This is a genomic window from Bradyrhizobium sp. WU425, from assembly GCF_021052305.1.
GTDB lineage: Bacteria > Pseudomonadota > Alphaproteobacteria > Rhizobiales > Xanthobacteraceae > Bradyrhizobium > Bradyrhizobium canariense_D.
In genome coordinates this window covers 3,313,751-3,329,556 of sequence record NZ_CP088089.1, presented here as the reverse complement: position 1 = coordinate 3,329,556, position 15,806 = coordinate 3,313,751, and the positions used below count along the sequence as shown (strand labels likewise).

Genomic DNA, 15,806 nt, shown 5'->3' with positions numbered 1-15,806 from the left:
GGAATCCCTTCAGGTTTTCGGGGGTGAATGTTGACGGACGAGTTCGGCACTCTCGCGGTATCGACGGCGGAGGATTTCGCGCGTGCCTTCAGGACCGCTCGATCCGAGCGGGATCAGGACCTCGAGCATGGCGATCTGGTTGAGCAGGATCTGGCGCTCGACGTCAGTCATGGCCGACCTCGACTAGGAAAGCCGCGGCGCGGCCGAGCGGCGACGCCGGCGAACCGTCCGGATTGCGCTTCATGGCGTGGAAGATATCCGCAGGCGGGCAGCCGTACTGCAGCAGCATCGACATTAAAATGGCGCTGTCGGAGACCAGCACGTCGATTGGCGAGTTGACCTTCTGGGCATTGAAAAAGACTTCCGCGATCGGACCGAAGCGCATCGCCGTAGCGCCGCAGCTACCGTCGCACAGGACCTCTCGGCCGAGCCCGACCTTGTAGCGCTGGCCTTCGTGCTCCATCGCGATGGTTTCGTGGCGGCGTCGGGTCGCGAGGCGGTGACGTTGGGTCATTGCGCTTTGACCTCGATGTCGGTCGCACTGTCCTGCCGATTCCAATTTGCTTGAATGCTCAGCCACAGCAGCTGCGAGATCTCTCCGGCGTAAGCTTGCGTCTCATCAATCGTCAGCCCTTCGCTCTTCGCCACGAAGCCGATCGCGGCGGAAAGCATGTGCAATGAGGCATTGAGAACCGTGATCGCCTCCGATCCATCGGCGACGCGGTTGAATGCGGACATAAGCTGCCCGACTTCGGGCGGAACACCAGCGTCGCGGGTGATGGTCATGACTGCACTCCCGCCACCGATATCGACCGGTTCGAGGCTTCGGCTCCTCGGCGATCGAGGGCGCTGCGGCCCGGAAGCGGGTCGCCGAAGAACGCGGCCGTCAGGGATTGGTGCTCTGCAGGCACCGGCCGTACAGCGCGGGCCGCGATATCCGGGCGAACGCGTTCTTTGCCGCGTTCATTCTCCCATTTCGAACGCGAGCTTTTGGGCTGGCGCCCCAGCACCTCATCGATGGCCGTCCAGAGAGCGCCCTCAGCGCGCATGCGCTTGAGAGTGGCCCATTCTTCCTCGGTCCAGACTTTCCGATTGACGCTCATGCTACGGCCCCCGTCCATTGGAGTTCGTCACCCCAGCTCGTCCATCCCTTGCGCGGACGCCTTGCTTGGAGCTCGAGGTAATCGCCTTCGGTGAGGCGTTCGATGCGATCGAGCCATTCGTCGGGCTTGCGGGAATGCTCCATCACCGGAGCGACGATCAGCTGGCGCACGTCGGCGTAGAGGCGTTTCGGGTTGCCCTTGGTGGCGAGCCAGCACTGCTCTGGATTGGCGCGGGTCCAGTAGCCCTGCCCCATGTGCCAGCCCTCGCCGGACGCGTTTTGCTTGACCCAGGTGAAGGCCGTGGTGACGTGCTTGAGGCCCCAATGCGCGAGCAGATCGAGCGCATCCTGCGGGCACCAATCGACCATCCACATATAGAAGGCGCCGTCGTCGGCGAGCAGCTCGTTGACCGGGAGGTCCTTGATCTTGTCGACCTCTTCGGTCTTGTAGTGGATGTTGGCGGACCGGCCCTCGCCGGCGGCCGAGCGGGTCAGGAATTTCCACTGCGGGTCGGCGCCGATTGAGCCGAAGCGCTTACCCGTCAGCGCCAGCGCTCCGAGATCTGCGACGCAGCCGCCGTTCTCAGTACGCGCCGCGTGCTGGGCACGCCGATGGGCAATCTCGGCTTCTTTGTTCGCGGCGCTAACGGGGTCGACCAGGATGGCGCCGCCGCCGCGGACCTTCTCGCGTGTGTGCTCGATCAGACGCTCGAAGTGCTCGTCATCGAGCGCGGCGGCCTTCTGCGCCCTCGCCGACAGCTTGCGGTCGACGCCGATCTCCGTCAGCGTGACGCGCTCGCCTTCCGTGTCGTCTTTGCGCTTGCGGCCTTCCGCGATCTGGCCGGCTTCCTTGGCCGCCGCGAGCAGGACACCCAGGCGGCGTTCGGTTCGGGTCTGCAACACGATCGCGTCCTCGAGCAAGGCCTTGTCCTGGATCTGCCGGGCATAGAGCTTGACGTGCTGCATCTCGTCGCGGATCGACAGCACCTCGTTGACCTGGGTGGCCTCGGCAAGCGCGACGCGGGCGCGATCGTAGGCGGCGAGCTGCGTCATCGGCTAGACGTTGTCCTTGAGCTGATAGCCGACGCCCTTGACGTGATTGACCGTGAGTCCAATCGACGGCAGCGACTTCTTCAGATCGGTCGCCAACGCGATCACCATCACCTGGGCGCTCGAAGGCGCCCGGCCGTCCCACAGCTTGTCGATGATGAAGGGGAGCCCGACGGCATTCGGCCTTGGCTTCGCCAGGATCTTCAGGAACTTGGCTTCACGCGCGGAAATCGCGACCGTCTTGCCTTTGAAAGTGATGCTCTCTTCATCGTCGCCCGCGTTGATGACGACGTTGCCAAACGTCTCGCCGGCGGATGTCTTCGGCGCGGCCGGTTTTGTTGGCGCCTGCGACGATTTCGCGGGCGCCGCCAGCAGCTTCGGGCCATCATCCGGCGGGATATCGACTTCAATGCCGCCGTCGACCAGGCGGGCAGCCGTCCTCTGCTGCTTGCGCTGCAGCGTGCCGATGGCCGGCACCATGCCGAGCTTGAAGAAGAACGCCCCCGTGCGCTTGAACTCGCGTGCGCACTGCACGCCATCCTTGTCGTGCACGATGCGGAGCTTGCCTGCGTCATCCTCCGTACCGAGCAGAACGGCAAAGGATGCGTTGGCCTTGAAACCGGCCTCCTTGATCAGCTCGGCCGAGACTGCAACAACGGTGTTGCCGCGCGCGCTGATCGACAGACCGGCCGGTTGCTTGGTTTTGCCGACAGCAATCGTGATGCGCTCAAAAGCCATGGCGAGTCTCCGTGGTTGGAAATGAGTTGTGCTCAATGCCGTCGAGAAGACGACCGGCGGCTTTCTTGCCGACGCGGGCGACGAACTTCGCTCCCGCCTCCGGATAGAGCTCGGCGGCTTGGGCGACATGCGGATGCGCGGCGATCGCCTGCCATCCGGACCGCAGGTTGCCCTGCGCCTCCTCCGGCGTCGACGGGGCCCATTCGCCCCACTGCTTGAACAAGAATGCCGTGCCGGCCGCGGCGCATTGGTCACGGAGCGATCGAGCCCAGTCGGGATGCATCGTTCGCGCTTCGCGGCCGCTCTCTCCGCCGACGATCACCCAGTCGACCTTACCTAGTCCGCGATCGATCAACGCATTATGACCGCCGACGACCCCCTTGTGGTTGAAATCGGCAAGGTTGATCGGACCTAGCAACGGTTCGCAGCTCAGCCCGACCCAGGGAATGCCGAGCTTGGCCTTCAGCGCCAGCAGCCGCGGGACGTCGCGATCGGCTTCGTCCTGGTTGACCACGGTGATCATCAGTCCGGCATGCTTCGGCCATTCGGTCTCGCCGATCTCCGCAAGACGCTTCTCGACGGCGCTGATGCGCTTGGTGACGATCTGGATCTCGATGCGTTCGCAAACCTTGATCAGGCCCCACGCCTCGGCGAACCAATCGACCGGCACTTCCAGATCGAAGAGATCGGACATCGACTGAATGAAAACGCGACGTGTCGAGCCGGGCCGCGGGCGCGGTAGGCCGAAGGCTTGCGCATTGCCGTCGGCCACGTGCCAGTCAGCGGCAAAATCCGCATAGCCATTGTCGAGGCGATGGATCAGCGCCCGTGCGCCGGCGATCTTCCGTCGCGGCACGCCGACGCCCCAATGCGCGCCGCCGCCACGGAATCGATCAAGAGTCTCTGCGTAGCAAAAGTCACAACCGGGCCCGACCTTGGTGCAGCCCCACCAGAAATTGACCGTGGCATCCGTCCATTCAATCGCAGAATGTTGGGCCATCACCCGATCTCCGCGATGGCCGCATCACGCGCGGCGTTGAGCTCGGACATCTTCTCGATCGAGCCGCCGGCGCGGTCGGGGTGATAGTCCTGCGCCAGGCGCTTGTAGTTGGCCTCGACCACGGCCCTGGTGGGGTTGCCGCCGACCTGCAGGATGTCGCGCCAATGCTTGCCCTTCGGCGCCGGCAGCGCCTGGAAACCGGAGAAGGTCGCGCGCACCAGGGCGAGCGTACCGTGGCGGAGCTCGACTCGGCGCGCCTCGATGATGTGATGGATCGCCTGCAGGTTCGCAGCCGGCGTATCATAGCGGTCGACGGGAATGCAGACCTGCAGGCCGTCCCAGGCGAACCAGACCGCGACGCCGGGATCGGCGGGGCGATTGCCGGTGTTGATGGTCAGCGGGTTGAAGTCGATGTTGCTCGACAGCACCGGGAATTCGATCTTCTTGCCGCTGTCCTTGGCAAAGAGTTCGAGGCTTTTCTTGACGTTGCGCAAGGCCGTCTCGAAATTGGTCTTGAACGAGCCCGAGACGCGGCCCTGCTTCCATCGCGGGAAGCCGGACGGCCATTGCAAGGGATAGGCCTGTGCCTGGGGCGCGGAGCGATCGGTCGTCACGGTCACACCCCCTCTTTCAGGAAGAGCGCGAGATCGGCGCGTTCGAGCATGGCCTTGAAGGAGTCGACGGAGCCCGGCATGCCGAGCGCGCTGCCGGCCGCATCGCGCAGCGCGGCGGCTAGGCGCCGATCGACCTCGCGGCGGATCTCTTCAGGCGGCAGATTCTTGGCGCTCATCGCCGCGTCTCCTCGGACACCGCCCGCTCATTGCGGAGCGCCTGCCAGGCCGCGCGGCGCAGCAGCGGCAGCGTCGCGCCGATCAGCATCTGCCAGTAGTCTTGCGAGGCAGGCTCGGCGAAATAGGCCTCGATCGCCGTGCACATCACGACACCGGGCCGCGTGGCGCGTATGCCGTCGCAGGGCGAATTGTCGGCGTGTTTGATGGCGGCTGCGACCTCGGAGAAGCCGGCCGGCAGGTGCGTCGGGATCTGATGGACCGGCCGCCGCATCATGTCCTCGGCGGTCGCAATCAGCACGGTCATGTGCTCGGAGAGCGGCTTCATGCTCCATCCTTTGCGGCTTGGCGGCTTTCGTGGCAGACGAGCTCAACCAGCGAGGCCATGACGGCGTGCCAGCGCTCTGCTCGCGTGTCGGTATCGAGCGATTCCGGGATCTTGCGTCGGGCAGCCCGCATCATGGTGATGGCGAGCAGCTGGACTGGAACCAGGAACGTGCTGGTCTCGGGTGTCTCGACCACCAGGAGATCAAGAAAGAGCCGATCGGCATTGTCGGCGAGCTGCTGCGCGGTGTGGCGGCCGTCGAGATAGGCGGTCGCGTAGGCGACGGCGTGGCCGGCGATCAGATTGGCCTGCTCGGCGCGGGTGAGATGTTGCTGCATCACACATCCCTCTGTACGGAGCCGCCGAAGACGCGCGCGATCTCCTCAAGCTGGCGCTCTTGCGCTGCTTTGATCACTTCGATGTCCTGCGACTTCAGCATGCGTGGAAACGTGAGAACGACGGCCGTCCCCGACAGGGATTGGAGAGCAGGACGGCCGCCGCCCTCATTCCGCTGGTGGGCAACCGCGGCGGAATGCGAACGAAGTGGAATGCCCCAGGCGCGGAAGTCGCGCGCCACCAGGTGGCGCTCGCGCGGGACCGTCGGCATCTCGCCGAACGGATAAAGGAACGGATCACCCGCCTCCGCCCCGAGGCGACAAGGACGGCCCCTCTGGCGGGTGACCCGTAGCGCGCCAGCCAGCAGCAGCGCGATCACGATGAAGGCGATAGGAAGCACCACCATCATGTTGTCGATGTTCTTCACCGGCGTGCCCTCCGCTGCCGGGTCCAATGCAGGACGACACCGAGCATGCCGGGCCAGCCGAGGATCAGCGTCAGGGTGATGATGATGTTGGCGATGCCGTCGATCACCTCGCCGCTGCCCGAGGGCTCCTCATAGACGCGCGCCAGGTGGCCGTAGCTGTAGATCACCATCCACACCAGGGAACCGATCATGGTGTAGACGAACAGGCTGGTGATCAGGTGATGCGCGATCGGAGACATCGAACAGCTCCATGGTTCAGGGACGCAGAAGCTCGCGTCCGGAAATGACCGAACGGGTGCAGCTGCAGGTGATGTCGGGGTACGCTGGTGATGCTACTGGGAACTGGGACGCGAGGACTTCAGCTATCGGTGCTGGCTGCCCCCGCGGAATTCGAATTGATGTTCATCGGTGCCGGCGGTGCCGGGCGTTCAAGCTTTCCGCCGAAGGGCTTCCAGCGGCTGAGATCGTTGCGGCCGCCCTTGAAGGGAATATCGACATAGCCATCATGAAGAGAAGCATCTTCAGGTTTCACGCCGGCCTCCCCTGGCTGAACCGGGCGACGGCGGGGCATTTAGCGCGATCACGCGCCCTTCCCGACGCAGGTTGACGCTCAACCGCGAACCCACGTGTCATTGACCCGGGCTGATGGATGCCAAGGCCGTCGCCCGAACTGAAGAAAACGAGGCGCGCACTGAGTGCCGCGAGGGATCGGTCATCGGCACCGTGGTGCTTACGGCCTTTCCGCAGGGAGCCTTGCGGGCTGTACCTGACGCCTCTGGGGTATTCTTTGCTCAAGCCGCGCGATTGCGCGCCTCCGATAGGACGACACGGCCGACCAGGGCAGCCACAAAGGCCAGCTTTTCCGCTTCCGGTCGCATCTCGTAAAAGGATATCATTGCCGTCATTGCGTCCTTCGAGCGCAGCGCAATGCGGATATCGCGCTCGGCCTCCTGAATTTCGGATCTTTTTGACATGGCTACGTTCACCCATAAGTGCCCGCATTGCTTGACGGACCATATCGCTCTCAAGGTTAGACCTGCGCTCTATTGCAGCGTTCACCGGGTGATAGTTCATCTGGATTGCCCGAAATGCACTTTGCCTAGCTGCGCAGTGATGGCCCCACAGAGTGGGCTTGGTCAGAGCCCCGCAACCTGGGGGGATTATGATCTCACTGATGATCTGCAAGTTGAGGAGTTTTGGCCGCAACCACCCGGCCCGATCATGCCGGAGAGCATGCCGGCTGACGTCGAGCGCATCTACCTGCAGGCCGAACGCAACTTCCCGATTGAGGGAAATGAAGAAGCGGCAGGCACGATGTACCGAAAGGCTTTGGACGTCGGGCTGAAGAAGATCGATCCCGAGGCCACGGGTATGCTCGCGGTGCGTATCAAGAAGCTCGCCGCCAACGGTAAACTGACAGCCGACATCGCCGTGTGGGCGGGCCACATCAAGGACATGGGAAACGAAGCTGCGCACGAAGACGAGCCTCCGACACGGGACGAACTGAGCGATTTGCGCAACTTCACCGAAATGGTGATGCGCTACCTGTTTTCGTTGCCAGCGTTGGTCAAGGCTCGCGCCCCCGATATTTTCAACTAGCCGATTAAGCCCGCTTGCGGGGCCGCAGCTCGTCGAGCACAGCCATGAGGGCTTCGTAAGACGGCTCGCGATCGCCGGTGATGTAGAATTGCGCTGCGCGCTCCGAGCACCCGACGCGCTGCGCCAGGACGACGTCGGGCTTCTGGTCAGGCCAAAGCGTGAGGCAGACGCGTCCGAATTTCGACAATCGTTCGGCCTGCGGGTCTCTTCGAACACTTGTTCGAAGCGTTCTCCTAGGCCGCACCGGCGGCAACGTGCACGATTCGGTAATGGACACGACACCCCCCCTACACAACGCAACACTGTCGATCGAAATGGAAGCACGCTTACGCGATGCAGTGCTCTATCTGAGCCGCACCAGGATATCTGCAACGACTGCGCAGACCGCATCTCTGGATGCGCGGCTTCTGCCTGACAGCCAGCGCTTCGCAGTCGAACGTCCGCAACCGGTGCGTCGGGTGAGAAATTGTTCGGTGCGGCGGGGCACGGCGAACCTCGTAAGAGCGCCAAACGAGATTTTTTTCGGCCCATTTCTGGACCCGTTTTTGGCCATCGACGTTCCGCGGCGGGAACTGGATGGCACGATGCGCCGCCTTGAATCACGCCCCATAACGCAACACTCCTATCAAAAACGATTGGTTCAGTTACGAATCCAGCTACGCTACCTCGCGGCGCGTTGCACGCTACGTCCCGTGATGTTTCATCGCGGCACAGCGATGCACGATGATCAGCGTTTGCCGCACCACGTCTATGGCCCAATTGTGGACCCATGCATGTCGCGATTCCGTTTGCACTGTGTCGCCTTGTCGACACAAAATAGCCGCTCAACCGGCGGGTGCACGGAACGACATCCCGCCCTAGTGCGGGGGAAGTTGGGTAATGGGAATTGTGGTTCGTTTTCCGGTGCAGCGTCATGCCCGGGCCTCTTCGACTTGCTTGGCAGCCAAACGGGCCAAAAGGTCCGCATCAACACCAGCCGATTTAGCCGTTTCCGTCGCGCACACGCGGGTCCACCACTCCGAGGGAATGGCATCCCGCTTAAACCACTTGATCACTGACCAGTTTGAAGCGCCAACGTCGGCCGACATGGCTTCGCGGGTGGCCCATAAAGCAATGACCGAGCGGAATGACGTGAGTGGCGAATCAGTGACCATGCCCGGATTATTGGGACACAGCGTCCCGATTTGCAAGGGCATCATGGTCCGGGACTTCGAAACTCCTGTGGGACATTCTTGCCCCATGGGCAAAGACGACAAGAATTTGGCCGAAAGCGCTTGGCAAAAGGCCTTCCAGGAGCGTCTCGCCCGGATTCAGGGTAGCCGTTCCCATGAGGCAATGGCCGACCTTCTCGATATGCCCGTCGAGAGCTGGAAGAAGTGCGTCAACCGAGGCGACACATTCCCGCTGCGTAGACTGCCGAAGCTCGCTTCCCTTGCAGGCATTTCGATCGAGAGCCTCATCAAGGGCGATCGCGACGATGAACTTCCCGCCAAGGTCGAGAAATATCGGAAGCGTGTGCCCAAGACGGCCGCGCGTCGGGCAGGCTGAGGGTCGGAAGTCGCCAGATGCGTCGGGCTGGCGCATCCCTCCGAAAGACAGGGCCTTTGGGCACAGGCAACGCATCGGGGCGGGAAATGACTCTAGTCCTAATCATCATTTGGTTCGTGCTGTGCATATGTATCGCGGGCGCTGCGGCAGAGCGTGGCCGAGAGGGAGTCGGCTGGTTCTTCATCGCCTTTTTCCTGTCCCCGCTGATTGCCGTGGTCTTGCTGTTGGCATTCCCGAATCTCAAGCACGAGCAAATGTTGGTGAAGCTGGCGGACGCCGCCTCAGTGCGGCCGCCGGCGCTCCCGCCACCGCTACCGCAGGGGCCATTCGAGCCCGACGGAATCTATGCCGGCATTCCCTATCGCGTCACAGCCGACGCGGCGATTGAGGCGATCATTCAGGGAGCGACCGTGCGATTCAAAGACTTCGATCGCTTCACAAACGCCTTCAAAACCGACCTCTCTCGCGAATAGCTGAAATGAATATTGGGACGTATTGGCCTTGACATTGGGACGTAACGTCCCGATTATCTCCCGGTGAGACACCTCACTCGGAGCCTCCATGCCGTCCGCCAAGCCGAAACCTGCCCAGGCGATCGCTCCCAGGGTCGGCGACTTCGTGGTGCGTCCCGCCTATGACGGCACCTGCGGCGCCCGCGTTCATCGCAAGACCGGCGATCGCTATGACGACATCACGTTGCTCGGCACGTATTGCGAGACCGACGAGGGAGCAAAAGCCCTTGCATCCCTTTTGAACGAGGCGAAGCAGCTCGCCCGTCGTTTCCATCTCATCAGCACCAGCAAACCAACTCCCGGCCACCTGCCGGAAGAATGGGTCAAGCACCTGATCGTCAGGGCGGTTGCCCAGGCGATCGACGGGCCGCGCCCGCTTCCCTTCGGCAACGGCGAGGCGCGCGAATATGCCGAGCAGCTCGCCGGCCCCGACACCACCAAGTCTCAACCAGTGCAAGGAAAGTAGCGTCATGCGTACCATTGCCCACTTCACCAATTCTGTTGCCGCGAGCGTAGCGCCTCGTGGTTTCGGCCGAAGGGCCGTCGTGCCGACCAGCCCCGGCATGACGGCCCTGGTGCTGGTGCGCCACAGCGAGACGGCCAAGGCCTTCCTCGTCTCCGACTGCGGCATCGCGGCCAAGGCCGTCTGGGTGCCGAAGGCGATGATGACGATCGAGCAGCCGTCGGAGCGCGGCATCCTGATCGCGACAATGTCGAACTCGTTCGCGGAAGCGAAGAACCTGCATCCGCGCTTCATCGATCCCACGTTGTTCAACCAGGCCACGCGCGAGGTGCTCGATCGCGCCGTCGCGCGCGCGGCCACGAAGCGCAATTTCTACCGCGGGCATCGCAGCCCGCATGCCCGTCACGACAGCCAGAACCTACTCGCCTGACACCCGCGCGGCCGGGCGGCGGCACGTGGCGTAACGCCGCCGCCCACCTCGCGCTTCCCTTCACCCGCCAGAGGACCACCGCCATGCACATCGCACCCAAGCCGGCCCGCCACGCCGCGCAATCCGCAAAGGTCGTCAAGTTCGTCAGCGAGCGCGATATCGCCGCCATGATCGCCGCGGTCGAGGATCCCTTCGGCGCCGGCGAGCGCTGCGCGTTCAGTGCCGACGGACAGCACCACGCGATCGGTTCTTGCGGCGATGTCGTCTGCTGCAAGTGCGCCAAGATCTTCTGGGGTTGATCAGATGATCGTCGCCACCATTCATCCCCTGCCCGACGGCTCGCTCTCGCTCGATGCCGTCCGCGCCCAGCGTGTCGCCAAGGTCGCCGAGATGGCCTCGCGCCTGGTTGAGTCCGGCGCCTTCGTCGACCACGGCGATTCCATCATGACGCTGGTGTCGTTCGGCTACTCGCCCTTCGAGGTTCACGCGTTGCTCGCGGATGCCAGGCAGACGGCCGCCGAGCACGTGGTCGCGATGGAGATGTGTGAGCCGTGACGCTTTCCCGACCCCAACGCATTTCTCGCCCAGAGCCGCCAGGCTCGCTGCTCAAACGCATCAGCGCGGCCGCACCGCGGCGCGTGGAGGCAGTATCGAGAGGAGGTGACCCAACGTACCTTGCTGAGGTGCGGCAGCTGCCGTGCCTTTACTGCGGGGTCGAACCCTGTGGCGAGGCCGCCCACGTCAAATATTCCTGCGCCGCCTTCGGCATGAAGAACATGCTGGGCAAGCAGGTCTCGGATGATCGCGCCTTGCCTCTGTGCCGCGACGATCATCTGAACGCCAAGCACGCGCAGCACCGCGGCAGCGAGGAAGCCTTCTGGGCGAGGCTGGGGATCAACCCATATCGGGTGATTACGCGGCTCTACGCCCAGCGCGGCGACCTGGTCGCGATGCGCGCGGTCGTGATGGTGGCGATCGCCGAGCGGAGCAAGCAGCAATGAGCGGCGTCAGCATGATCATGGCCGGCGTGCTGATGCGCGACCTGCAGGCCCGCGGCATCCGGCAGGTCGAGCTCGGCGACTGCGAGGCGATGGTGGCGCGCATGCTCGATTGCACCCACGTCATCGAACGCCGCATCAGCGATGACGACGCGCCGCCGCGGCGCTGCCAGACCGACGAGGTCGACCTCGACGGCAGCTGCATGGCCTGCGGCGCGATCCAAGGCGAGACATGCCGGGGGCCCCGATGACACAGCGCTACACCCTCGCCGAAGCGGCCGCCGAGCTGAAGGCCCCGTCGCCCCGTTGGCTGACGGAATGGCTCCGTGCACACCCCCGGGATAAGTCCGGCGAGCCCTATTACACGCCCATGGGGCGGGATAAGGTGTTCCGCTCGGACGACATCGCCCGCATAGAGTTTGCGTTACGGGAGGAGTTGAAGTGCCGCTCAAGCTTAGGCCGCCGCGGAAGGGCAAGACGCCCAATTTCGAGATCCGAGGAACCTACCTCGGCTGCCGCGTGGAAGTTAGCAGCGGCACTCACAAACGATCCGTCGCTCGAGACAAGCTCGTCGAGATCGAAGAGTGCATCGAGAAGCACGGCCGATACCCGGCCCCGGAAGTTAAGCCTGATCCCGGGCGGCCGACCTTCCTGACAGCAGCCAACGCCTACATGCAGGACGGCGGCGAACGCCGCTACGTCCCGATGCTGCTGCGGCACTTCCGCGAGACGCCTATTGAGGAGATCGACCAGGTCGCGCTGGACGATGCCGCAGCCACCCTCCTCCCGCACGGCGCACCTGATTACAGAAATCGCGCGGTCTATGCGCCCGCCATCACCATCATCCGCCATGCGCTGGGCGACAAAGCGCCCGTCTTCCGACGCCCGAAGGGCTCGAAGGGTCGCCAGCGCAAGGACTTCATGTGGCCGGAGGATGCCAGTCTCATCCTGGCCGAGGCAGCCGCGATCGATGACGAATTCGAGCTCTATCTGCTGGTGCTGCTCTATAACGGCATCCGCAAGAGCGAGGGCCTGAATGCGCTGGCCGCCAATACGCGGCCCGAGGATCTGGCGCTGTGGCTGCCGACCACGAAGAATGGCGATCCGCGCATGCTGAAACTGCGCGGCGACGTCGCAACGCGGCTGCGAGCCCATCTGGAGGCCCATCCGGGCCGCGTGCGGCTATTCCGCTTCAAGGAGGGCGGCCACTTCAAGCACCTGCTGCTGCGCGCCACAATGGCCGCCTGCGGGCTTCCGTGCCCCAAGCGCCGGCCGACCGGCTGGAAGAAGCCGCAGTTCAGGCTGGGCTTCGTCACCTTCCATATCTTTCGGCACACATGGGCGACCTGGATGCGCATGTACGGCGGCGCCGACACCAAGGGTTTGGTCGCAACCGGCAACTGGCGCGACGAGCGCAGCGCCTCACGCTACGAGCACGTGGTCCCGCGCGCCGAGTGGGACCGCATCGACAGCTTGCCCACGCTGGGGACAGGACGGGGAAAAGCCGTCAACGACTGAAATTCACTCGTATATACAACAGGCGGCCAAAGCTCCCCCAATGGCTGGCCGCAACTTTTTTAGGGTGTACTTCGCTTAGTTCTGCGGCGCCTGCCGCGACCAGGGCACGCGCGCGACGGTGAAATCGCGCCATGTGCTTTGCAGGACGGGTTGCACCCCGATCGACGCGCGCGCCTGCCAGCCTGCGATCGCCGCCGCGGCGATGGTGCCGTCGGGCTCGGCATCAAGCCCGTCCAGCAATGATGCCGTAACCGCCATGTCGTTGACGGCGCCAAGCTGCTCCTGCAAGCCGGAGAGCCTTCGCGAGAATTTTCGCGTGGATTTGCGGTCTGCGAACAGCGGCAGCAGAAACTCGCTGAGATAGCGCAGCCGCTTGGTCGCGAGCCGCAGGCGGTGCAACTGTTCGGCGGAAAGCGACTTGAAGCGGCGGCCGCGCTTGAGCACCTTGGCGTATTGCGCCGATAGGATGCGTGCCGCGAAGTCGGCCGCGGGTTCGGCGAGCTGGCCGAGATCCTCGGTGGCGACGTCGTTGCGCCAGCCCCGCGCCTCGATCCAGTTGCCGAGGCCGAGCAGGAACATGGCGCAGCGGCGATCTTCGAGGGCGCCATGCGCCTTGCGATAGGCGTCGGACTGGCGCCCGGCCGCAGCCAGGCCCAGTGCATCGAAGCCCGCGACCGACGGACAGGCTGTTGCGATCTTCGGCAAGGTATCGAGCCGGAACACATCCCAGTCGCGCGCGGCGGAGAGCTCTTGCGCCAGCCATCTGGCTTCCAACCGTAGCGCATCGAGATTGCTGAGCGCGCCGACCGACCCCATCAGATCCAACGCCGATCGAAGCCGGCGCAGCGAGACGCGCAGCTGATGGATTCCTTCCGGATTGCGGCCATCCTCGGCCGCCGGCAGCGACTGAAGCAAATGGAGGAAGCAGGAACGCAGGATTGTCGCGAACGCCTCGTCCAATGTCACCGACGGATCGAGACGAAGTTTTCGCGGACGCCGCGCCGAGGGTGGCTTGTCGGCGGCAAGATCGAAGCCGCGTGCCGATTTGGAGCGAATGGACGGCTTTACGTCGCCGTGCTCCGCGAGCCGCAGCGCGATCTCGTAGAGCGCGCTCGCGCTGCCGCTCTTGAGCTCCAGCTCGATCTCGCTCACCGGCAGTGAACGGTCGCCGGCCGTCAACTCACCCTGGTCGAAGGCGATCTCGACCGTGCCTGACGGCAGTTCGATCGGCCGCGCATGGCGATGGACATCGGCAGTGAAGACCGATTCGAGCGGCTGCGCTTCCAGGTTGCCGCGAAGCTTCTCGGGAATGAACGGCATTGCCAAACCGAGATCGGGCGCAAGCGACAGTACCCTCATCTCCCACTCACCACGGCGGAGCGGATCGTCCACCGCATCGGTCTTCACGGTCTGCACGAAGCGCGCGCCGCTCTGACGAACGCGCAAGCTCAAGCCGTGGCGACGCAACGTCCGCTCCGGCGTGTCGTAATAGACGGACTTGAGATGTTTGCGCGCGCCCTTGTTGCGCGCGTTCATCGCGATCACAGGCGCGGCCTTGAAATGCGCCATGCGATCGGCATCGACGAAAAGCTTGAGCTCGATCTCACCGGCACCATGCGCGGCAGCGCTCGACCGCAGTGGTTCCGTTGCCGGTTCCGCGTCTTGCAATGGCGTCTGATCGATCACAGGTTCCGCGACGAGTTCGGCCGGCTCACGCTGCCTGAAGAAGCCAGCAACGACTTGCGTTCTCTTGTTTTCCCTTGCAACAGGATTTCCATCCCGCGCGCTCGGAGCCTTGCGAACCGGCGTTGCGTCTGACTTCAGCATTTACGGTAACATGACAGTTCGATGACAGAGCGCCATCCTATAGCCGGTGTGGCTCGCGAGGAATAGTCACGTGACGTCGCAGCGCCCTGCCGTCCACACGAGGCTGGGAGCGCACAATCCAGCTTGACCACAGGAACTAAATTGCCGCTGGGCACAGCAAGCGATCGAGTTGACTGCGAATCCCGCCCTTCTCGAAACCGAGATGAACGCGTCAGCGAGCTTGACTCATGCCAACCTTCCCGCAATCGGTGGCGATGGCGTCGAGCGCGCTGCCCTGTCCCTCCGGCCGTTGCTTCATCGGCTAGCGGCACAGGCAATCACAAGGAGTTGGCATGACGTCGTTCCGTCCCGTCATCGCGTTGTCCAGGGGCCTCGAAGTCCTTCGGGTGATCAATCAGGAACGGCAGTCGACCGTCGGCTCGCTGCACAAGGCGACGGGGCTGAACAAGTCAACGATCGTCCGCATGCTCGAGACGCTGGAACATGAAGGTTATGTGGTACGTCGTACCGAGCCGGCCAGCTACGCGCCGACGGGACGGGCGCTGCTGCTCAGCGCAGGCTATGATGAGCCGACCTGGATTGGCGGCATCGCCGAACCCATCCTGAACAAATTCCGCAAGCAGATCCATTGGCCGTCAGACATCGCGGTGCTCGATCAGGAGTCCATGGTCATCGCCCACACGACGCGCGTCGATGGATCGCTGCTGTTCAGCCGCCCGCCGGGTTTTCGCTTTCCCGTCCTCGGCACCTCGATGGGACGCGCCTATCTCGCCTTCTGCGAACCCGCCGAGCAGGAGCGCATTGCCGCACGGCTGGCCCTTGGTCCGGAGCCCTGGAACGATCTGGCGCGCAATCCCGGCAGACTTGCCAAAGTGCTGCGCACGATCCGTAGCGCGGGGTTCGCAGTCATGGACGAGACCTACAGCCGCCGCGTCTTCGGGGGCGCAGTGTGGGCGATCGGCGTACCCGTCGTTTTGCGGAATCGCCTGTTCGGCAGCATGAACGTGATGATGCTTCGCGAGGCGGTCGGTCTGGAGGACGGTGTGCGGCGCTTCGTACCGCCGATGAAGAAGGTCGCTTCCGCACTTGCCGAGGCGCTCGGTGCCAAGCTTGCTGCGCCGGGTTCTCCTGCAGGTCGGCGATGA

The 15,806-nt window shown here is 63.8% G+C and carries 29 protein-coding genes; 11 read left to right on the top strand and 18 right to left on the bottom strand.

All coding sequences use genetic code 11. From position 1 onward, the window contains the following. Positions 1–9 precede the first annotated feature (9 nt). From BcanWU425_RS15965 to BcanWU425_RS15895, 15 genes are all read right to left on the bottom strand, one after another. Positions 10–171 (bottom strand): hypothetical protein, encoded by a 162-nt coding sequence (locus tag BcanWU425_RS15965; RefSeq protein ID WP_231190617.1) that lies wholly within the window; start codon positions 169–171, stop codon positions 10–12. Then, positions 164–514 (bottom strand): hypothetical protein, encoded by a 351-nt coding sequence (locus BcanWU425_RS15960; RefSeq protein WP_231190615.1) that lies wholly within the window; start codon positions 512–514, stop codon positions 164–166. The genes BcanWU425_RS15965 and BcanWU425_RS15960 overlap by 8 nt, the downstream gene beginning before the upstream one ends. Beyond that, positions 511–786 (bottom strand): hypothetical protein, encoded by a 276-nt coding sequence (locus tag BcanWU425_RS15955; protein WP_231190613.1) that lies wholly within the window; start codon positions 784–786, stop codon positions 511–513. Before BcanWU425_RS15955 ends, BcanWU425_RS15960 begins: the two co-directional genes overlap by 4 nt. Next, entirely contained in the window at positions 783–1,103 is a 321-nt protein-coding gene (locus BcanWU425_RS15950) for a hypothetical protein (protein WP_231190612.1), read from the bottom strand. Before BcanWU425_RS15950 ends, BcanWU425_RS15955 begins: the two co-directional genes overlap by 4 nt. Further along, positions 1,100–2,155, bottom strand: a complete 1,056-nt coding sequence (locus BcanWU425_RS15945) for an MT-A70 family methyltransferase (RefSeq protein ID WP_231190610.1) — start codon at positions 2,153–2,155, stop codon at positions 1,100–1,102. The genes BcanWU425_RS15950 and BcanWU425_RS15945 overlap by 4 nt, the downstream gene beginning before the upstream one ends. Before the next feature lie 3 nt (positions 2,156–2,158). After that, positions 2,159–2,890, bottom strand: coding sequence for a hypothetical protein (locus tag BcanWU425_RS15940; RefSeq protein ID WP_231190609.1), 732 nt, complete (start codon positions 2,888–2,890; stop codon positions 2,159–2,161). Continuing rightward, entirely contained in the window at positions 2,880–3,890 is a 1,011-nt protein-coding gene (locus tag BcanWU425_RS15935; protein ID WP_231190608.1) for a DUF5131 family protein, read from the bottom strand. The genes BcanWU425_RS15940 and BcanWU425_RS15935 overlap by 11 nt, the downstream gene beginning before the upstream one ends. Beyond that, complete coding sequence (locus tag BcanWU425_RS15930; protein ID WP_231190607.1) at positions 3,890–4,504, bottom strand: J domain-containing protein; 615 nt, start codon at positions 4,502–4,504, stop codon at positions 3,890–3,892. The genes BcanWU425_RS15935 and BcanWU425_RS15930 overlap by 1 nt, the downstream gene beginning before the upstream one ends. A 2-nt stretch (positions 4,505–4,506) precedes the next feature. Continuing rightward, on the bottom strand, positions 4,507–4,680 hold the full coding sequence (locus BcanWU425_RS15925; protein WP_231190606.1) for a hypothetical protein: 174 nt from the start codon (positions 4,678–4,680) through the stop codon (positions 4,507–4,509). Next, the gene (locus BcanWU425_RS15920; protein WP_231190605.1) at positions 4,677–5,006 is read right to left on the bottom strand and encodes a hypothetical protein; all 330 of its coding nucleotides are present in this window, start codon (positions 5,004–5,006) and stop codon (positions 4,677–4,679) included. Before BcanWU425_RS15920 ends, BcanWU425_RS15925 begins: the two co-directional genes overlap by 4 nt. Then, positions 5,003–5,341, bottom strand: a complete 339-nt coding sequence (locus tag BcanWU425_RS15915; RefSeq protein ID WP_231190604.1) for a hypothetical protein — start codon at positions 5,339–5,341, stop codon at positions 5,003–5,005. The genes BcanWU425_RS15920 and BcanWU425_RS15915 overlap by 4 nt, the downstream gene beginning before the upstream one ends. Then, positions 5,341–5,766, bottom strand: a complete 426-nt coding sequence (locus BcanWU425_RS15910) for a hypothetical protein (RefSeq protein WP_231190603.1) — start codon at positions 5,764–5,766, stop codon at positions 5,341–5,343. The genes BcanWU425_RS15915 and BcanWU425_RS15910 overlap by 1 nt, the downstream gene beginning before the upstream one ends. After that, a complete protein-coding gene (locus BcanWU425_RS15905) occupies positions 5,763–6,005 on the bottom strand; it encodes a hypothetical protein (protein WP_231190602.1) in 243 nt (80 codons plus the stop codon). The genes BcanWU425_RS15910 and BcanWU425_RS15905 overlap by 4 nt, the downstream gene beginning before the upstream one ends. A 119-nt stretch (positions 6,006–6,124) precedes the next feature. Then, positions 6,125–6,298 (bottom strand): hypothetical protein, encoded by a 174-nt coding sequence (locus BcanWU425_RS15900; protein WP_231190601.1) that lies wholly within the window; start codon positions 6,296–6,298, stop codon positions 6,125–6,127. 259 nt (positions 6,299–6,557) lie between these two features. Further along, on the bottom strand, positions 6,558–6,752 hold the full coding sequence (locus BcanWU425_RS15895) for a hypothetical protein (protein WP_231190599.1): 195 nt from the start codon (positions 6,750–6,752) through the stop codon (positions 6,558–6,560). 247 nt (positions 6,753–6,999) lie between these two features. Between BcanWU425_RS15895 and BcanWU425_RS15890 the strand changes: the two genes are divergently transcribed. Beyond that, positions 7,000–7,365, top strand: coding sequence for a DUF4145 domain-containing protein (locus BcanWU425_RS15890; RefSeq protein ID WP_231190597.1), 366 nt, complete (start codon positions 7,000–7,002; stop codon positions 7,363–7,365). Positions 7,366–7,369: 4 nt separating this feature from the next. Here BcanWU425_RS15890 and BcanWU425_RS15885 read toward each other — a convergent pair whose 3' ends face one another. Beyond that, positions 7,370–7,552 carry a hypothetical protein gene (locus BcanWU425_RS15885; protein WP_231190595.1) on the bottom strand — a complete coding sequence of 61 codons (183 nt, stop codon included), beginning with the start codon at positions 7,550–7,552 and terminating at the stop codon, positions 7,370–7,372. A 724-nt stretch (positions 7,553–8,276) separates the two neighbouring features. Continuing rightward, positions 8,277–8,564 carry a hypothetical protein gene (locus BcanWU425_RS15880; RefSeq protein ID WP_231190594.1) on the bottom strand — a complete coding sequence of 96 codons (288 nt, stop codon included), beginning with the start codon at positions 8,562–8,564 and terminating at the stop codon, positions 8,277–8,279. Between the two features lie 40 nt (positions 8,565–8,604). On the opposite strand from BcanWU425_RS15880, the gene BcanWU425_RS15875 reads away from it, so the two are divergent. The 9 genes from BcanWU425_RS15875 (at position 8,605) to BcanWU425_RS15835 (ending at position 12,834) form a co-directional block, all read left to right on the top strand. Beyond that, positions 8,605–8,913 carry a hypothetical protein gene (locus BcanWU425_RS15875; protein WP_231190592.1) on the top strand — a complete coding sequence of 103 codons (309 nt, stop codon included), beginning with the start codon at positions 8,605–8,607 and terminating at the stop codon, positions 8,911–8,913. Between the two features lie 56 nt (positions 8,914–8,969). Further along, complete coding sequence (locus BcanWU425_RS15870; protein ID WP_231190590.1) at positions 8,970–9,386, top strand: hypothetical protein; 417 nt, start codon at positions 8,970–8,972, stop codon at positions 9,384–9,386. Positions 9,387–9,474: 88 nt separating this feature from the next. Beyond that, positions 9,475–9,891: a hypothetical protein gene (locus BcanWU425_RS15865; protein WP_231190588.1), complete on the top strand. Its 417-nt coding sequence runs from the start codon at positions 9,475–9,477 to the stop codon at positions 9,889–9,891. Positions 9,892–9,895: 4 nt separating this feature from the next. Continuing rightward, positions 9,896–10,318 (top strand): hypothetical protein, encoded by a 423-nt coding sequence (locus BcanWU425_RS15860; protein WP_231190586.1) that lies wholly within the window; start codon positions 9,896–9,898, stop codon positions 10,316–10,318. An 83-nt stretch (positions 10,319–10,401) separates the two neighbouring features. Continuing rightward, the gene (locus tag BcanWU425_RS15855) at positions 10,402–10,617 is read left to right on the top strand and encodes a hypothetical protein (protein ID WP_231190585.1); all 216 of its coding nucleotides are present in this window, start codon (positions 10,402–10,404) and stop codon (positions 10,615–10,617) included. Positions 10,618–10,621: 4 nt separating this feature from the next. Beyond that, entirely contained in the window at positions 10,622–10,873 is a 252-nt protein-coding gene (locus BcanWU425_RS15850; RefSeq protein ID WP_231190584.1) for a hypothetical protein, read from the top strand. A gap of 212 nt (positions 10,874–11,085) precedes the next feature. Beyond that, complete coding sequence (locus tag BcanWU425_RS15845) at positions 11,086–11,319, top strand: hypothetical protein (RefSeq protein ID WP_231190583.1); 234 nt, start codon at positions 11,086–11,088, stop codon at positions 11,317–11,319. Beyond that, positions 11,316–11,567: a hypothetical protein gene (locus BcanWU425_RS15840; RefSeq protein WP_231190582.1), complete on the top strand. Its 252-nt coding sequence runs from the start codon at positions 11,316–11,318 to the stop codon at positions 11,565–11,567. Before BcanWU425_RS15845 ends, BcanWU425_RS15840 begins: the two co-directional genes overlap by 4 nt. A 190-nt stretch (positions 11,568–11,757) precedes the next feature. Continuing rightward, positions 11,758–12,834, top strand: coding sequence for a tyrosine-type recombinase/integrase (locus BcanWU425_RS15835; protein ID WP_231190581.1), 1,077 nt, complete (start codon positions 11,758–11,760; stop codon positions 12,832–12,834). Positions 12,835–12,909: 75 nt separating this feature from the next. Here the strand turns inward: BcanWU425_RS15835 and BcanWU425_RS15830 are convergent, their stop codons facing one another. Beyond that, on the bottom strand, positions 12,910–14,661 hold the full coding sequence (locus BcanWU425_RS15830) for a CYTH and CHAD domain-containing protein (RefSeq protein ID WP_204511597.1): 1,752 nt from the start codon (positions 14,659–14,661) through the stop codon (positions 12,910–12,912). 332 nt (positions 14,662–14,993) lie between these two features. On the opposite strand from BcanWU425_RS15830, the gene BcanWU425_RS15825 reads away from it, so the two are divergent. After that, on the top strand, positions 14,994–15,806 hold the full coding sequence (locus tag BcanWU425_RS15825; protein ID WP_018455343.1) for a helix-turn-helix domain-containing protein: 813 nt from the start codon (positions 14,994–14,996) through the stop codon (positions 15,804–15,806).

What these genes read in the sequence shown, in the direction of transcription:
- BcanWU425_RS15940 (WP_231190609.1), bottom strand. Translation starts at nt 2,890, where the DNA reads ATGGCTTTTGAGCGCATCACGATTGCTGTCGGCAAAACCAAGCAACCG.
- BcanWU425_RS15865 (WP_231190588.1), top strand. Translation starts at nt 9,475, where the DNA reads ATGCCGTCCGCCAAGCCGAAACCTGCCCAGGCGATCGCTCCCAGGGTC.
- BcanWU425_RS15950 (WP_231190612.1), bottom strand. Translation starts at nt 1,103, where the DNA reads ATGAGCGTCAATCGGAAAGTCTGGACCGAGGAAGAATGGGCCACTCTC.
- BcanWU425_RS15890 (WP_231190597.1), top strand. Translation starts at nt 7,000, where the DNA reads ATGCCGGCTGACGTCGAGCGCATCTACCTGCAGGCCGAACGCAACTTC.
- BcanWU425_RS15825 (WP_018455343.1), top strand. Translation starts at nt 14,994, where the DNA reads ATGACGTCGTTCCGTCCCGTCATCGCGTTGTCCAGGGGCCTCGAAGTC.
- BcanWU425_RS15840 (WP_231190582.1), top strand. Translation starts at nt 11,316, where the DNA reads ATGAGCGGCGTCAGCATGATCATGGCCGGCGTGCTGATGCGCGACCTG.
- BcanWU425_RS15845 (WP_231190583.1), top strand. Translation starts at nt 11,086, where the DNA reads ATGAAGAACATGCTGGGCAAGCAGGTCTCGGATGATCGCGCCTTGCCT.
- BcanWU425_RS15905 (WP_231190602.1), bottom strand. Translation starts at nt 6,005, where the DNA reads ATGTCTCCGATCGCGCATCACCTGATCACCAGCCTGTTCGTCTACACC.
- BcanWU425_RS15960 (WP_231190615.1), bottom strand. Translation starts at nt 514, where the DNA reads ATGACCCAACGTCACCGCCTCGCGACCCGACGCCGCCACGAAACCATC.
- BcanWU425_RS15965 (WP_231190617.1), bottom strand. Translation starts at nt 171, where the DNA reads ATGACTGACGTCGAGCGCCAGATCCTGCTCAACCAGATCGCCATGCTC.
- BcanWU425_RS15855 (WP_231190585.1), top strand. Translation starts at nt 10,402, where the DNA reads ATGCACATCGCACCCAAGCCGGCCCGCCACGCCGCGCAATCCGCAAAG.
- BcanWU425_RS15955 (WP_231190613.1), bottom strand. Translation starts at nt 786, where the DNA reads ATGACCATCACCCGCGACGCTGGTGTTCCGCCCGAAGTCGGGCAGCTT.
- BcanWU425_RS15860 (WP_231190586.1), top strand. Translation starts at nt 9,896, where the DNA reads ATGCGTACCATTGCCCACTTCACCAATTCTGTTGCCGCGAGCGTAGCG.
- BcanWU425_RS15830 (WP_204511597.1), bottom strand. Translation starts at nt 14,661, where the DNA reads ATGCTGAAGTCAGACGCAACGCCGGTTCGCAAGGCTCCGAGCGCGCGG.
- BcanWU425_RS15850 (WP_231190584.1), top strand. Translation starts at nt 10,622, where the DNA reads ATGATCGTCGCCACCATTCATCCCCTGCCCGACGGCTCGCTCTCGCTC.
- BcanWU425_RS15935 (WP_231190608.1), bottom strand. Translation starts at nt 3,890, where the DNA reads ATGGCCCAACATTCTGCGATTGAATGGACGGATGCCACGGTCAATTTC.
- BcanWU425_RS15875 (WP_231190592.1), top strand. Translation starts at nt 8,605, where the DNA reads ATGGGCAAAGACGACAAGAATTTGGCCGAAAGCGCTTGGCAAAAGGCC.
- BcanWU425_RS15880 (WP_231190594.1), bottom strand. Translation starts at nt 8,564, where the DNA reads ATGATGCCCTTGCAAATCGGGACGCTGTGTCCCAATAATCCGGGCATG.
- BcanWU425_RS15920 (WP_231190605.1), bottom strand. Translation starts at nt 5,006, where the DNA reads ATGAAGCCGCTCTCCGAGCACATGACCGTGCTGATTGCGACCGCCGAG.
- BcanWU425_RS15925 (WP_231190606.1), bottom strand. Translation starts at nt 4,680, where the DNA reads ATGAGCGCCAAGAATCTGCCGCCTGAAGAGATCCGCCGCGAGGTCGAT.
- BcanWU425_RS15945 (WP_231190610.1), bottom strand. Translation starts at nt 2,155, where the DNA reads ATGACGCAGCTCGCCGCCTACGATCGCGCCCGCGTCGCGCTTGCCGAG.
- BcanWU425_RS15915 (WP_231190604.1), bottom strand. Translation starts at nt 5,341, where the DNA reads ATGCAGCAACATCTCACCCGCGCCGAGCAGGCCAATCTGATCGCCGGC.